Genomic DNA, 2,267 nt, shown 5'->3' with positions numbered 1-2,267 from the left:
CCACCCGCCTGCGGGGGATCCCCCAGGCAATGGAGGAGATATTTCGCCCCAAGCGGGTCGAGTACCCGCGGGGCACCTGAACTTTCCTCCGGGAGATCTAGTAGACTCGCCGGAACAACCTGTCCCTTCGGGGACAAGAAAGGAGGCCAGAAATGGCCGACTATCCGCGTTCGTGGAACGACGACTGCCCCCCCATCACCGAAGCTCAGAAGGCGCGGCATCGCGTCGCCGAGAGGGCGCTCCCCGCCCTTATCGCACTCTTCTACGCCTACGTCATCGCATCCCTCCTCCTCCAGGGAGGGTGCATCGCCGACGACCCCTCCAGCGGACTGGACATCCCCCCGGGGTGCCAGTGCGTCGAGCCGCTGGAGGAACTGGACCGGCGGCTGAGGGAGGTGGAGACTCCGGGATCGGGGGGGAGGTACACGTATCAGTACTGCTACGTCCCCAACGAAGGATCTGAAAGATGTTCGTACCCGGACCCAGTACTGTCCACGATACGAACCCTAATAGTCAACTACAGAAGAAGTCCAACAGACCCGAGAGCGGGTCTATACCTGGAAATCGCAATAGGAACCTCTCATGAAGTGGCGATACCGTACCCAGTAACGACAGGTCGTGTGGACATCTGGTGGAACGCCGGCGGGGAACCGGTCTCCGCCGGAATGGGGGACATCGAGGTGCGCGACCATCTCATCAACGTGGACGCACCCCTGCTTTCCGCAGCGGTGTCGAGCGGGTGGAGCGAGCTTCGTAACCTGAAGATCGAGGTACCCGTTCCGCCAGTCCCAATTCCTGCTTTCGTCCCACCTGAAGAGTGGTGATATACCGCTCGGAGAGCACCATCCTGGTGCTCTCCTTTTCCTTTAGCTTTTATATCAAGCGGGGAGGAAGTCCTGCATGGTGTACTTCAATCGCAGTCCTAAGAGCTTGATTTCGTGCTCAGTACCCCCCAATTGGCTAAACTCAACCGCAACCTGATAGTGGTAGAGATCGTTACATACAGCCTCAGGCACTGCAATCACGGCATTCAGGGAATTGATACCCAAAACCAGCCCGCCGAATGCGCTTCCTATCACTGCCTCATTGGCAGTCGTGTAATCGCACCGTATTACACGCACGTTCCATATCGCGCTCACGGCACCAGCACTCCAGCAGTCGCAGTAGGCACTTATGTGGATCGGGGCAGATCCATCAGGAAGATTAAGCGGAAACACAACTATCGCCTTGTAAGTGGCAAGTGCCTCAAGGTTGGTAAGCCAATAATGCCTGTACGTGGTATCTGCGTGTACGAATTTCCAAAACCTCGTAGCGGTCTTGCCAACATCACTAGGTTGCCCTGCCGGCATCGGGATGTTATGGAAGAAAGTCCGGGCTTCGGACCACCCATAATTGATCTTCCGGTAAAGCCCTACGGTATCATCCCATGTGATCTGGAACCGATGAGAGGCTGGATCTCCCACAGGAGGGAGGCTGTCGTCGAAATTCTCCACGATTCCTGCAAAGAGATCAGGGTAGCCGAACCCGAGAGCTCTGTCGCGTTGAACGAACATACCAGCACACATGCACTGGTCTACACCGCCAGTAGGCCAACTTGTCAGAAGGCCCGCTCCCCCCGCGATCACCCCGGCGTAGTTGTAGTTCTGCGCAGCAGCCTCGAACATGAAGGTAGGATCCCCCAACAAGAGCCCTGCGGCAAACTTCACTATGCCAGCATCGAGCGCAGCGCCTTTACTCAATCCATACTGAGCATTCGGTGTCGCCCGATAGGACGTGAAGATAGGACCGATGAACGGGTGCAGCGCGTTGAACAAGGTCGACTTCCGGAACGAAACGTTCATCGCCTCCCCAACAGCCGGTTGCGTCTGGTCAACGAGGTAAGCCCGGGCACCCCCCTCCGATCCAGCAATAGCACTATGCACGATCGACATGGTGTAGCCGGCGTCGTTGACCTCCGGTCCCCAACAAGTCTCCCCAAGGCAACCAACCCGGAAGACCCTCCCCGACGAAAGCCCTATTCCGGTATCTCGCCTGTCCCTGGGTGCAGCCCATCCATCCAACAAGAAGTCAGCACCCCCGGTGAACAACGTCAACGCAGGAAGGTTTTTCAGCGCACCGAGGTTATCCCCTATCACCAAGTTACCCTGTCTTGGGCTCGCTGCAACACCAAGCATGCCCCCAGTACGGAAGACAGGACGGCAGATGCTGAGCTTCCCACCTACGATGGAGTGCGGGTATGGAAGAAGATATCCATCAAGACCTTCGAT

The 2,267-nt window shown here is 57.4% G+C and carries 2 protein-coding genes; one reads left to right on the top strand and one right to left on the bottom strand.

Annotation, left to right across the window (positions count from 1 at the left end; translation table 11 throughout):
- Window positions 1-152 precede the first annotated feature (152 nt).
- Window positions 153-824, top strand: a complete 672-nt coding sequence (locus tag KKA81_16620; protein ID MBU2652550.1) for a hypothetical protein — start codon at window positions 153-155, stop codon at window positions 822-824.
- Window positions 825-878: 54 nt separating this feature from the next.
- Here the strand turns inward: KKA81_16620 and KKA81_16615 are convergent.
- Window positions 879-2,267 (bottom strand): hypothetical protein (locus KKA81_16615; GenBank protein MBU2652549.1); only part of this gene is annotated, 1,389 nt, incomplete at its 5' end.

This window comes from Bacteroidota bacterium (assembly GCA_018831055.1).
Lineage (GTDB): Bacteria > Bacteroidota > Bacteroidia > Bacteroidales > B18-G4 > M55B132.
The sequence above is the reverse complement of the archived record's forward strand: the minus strand, read 5'-3'. Positions and strand labels throughout refer to the sequence as shown.

Coding starts and splice junctions, on each gene's coding strand:
- KKA81_16620 (MBU2652550.1), top strand. CDS start 153: ATGGCCGACTATCCGCGTTCGTGGAACGACGACTGCCCCCCCATCACC.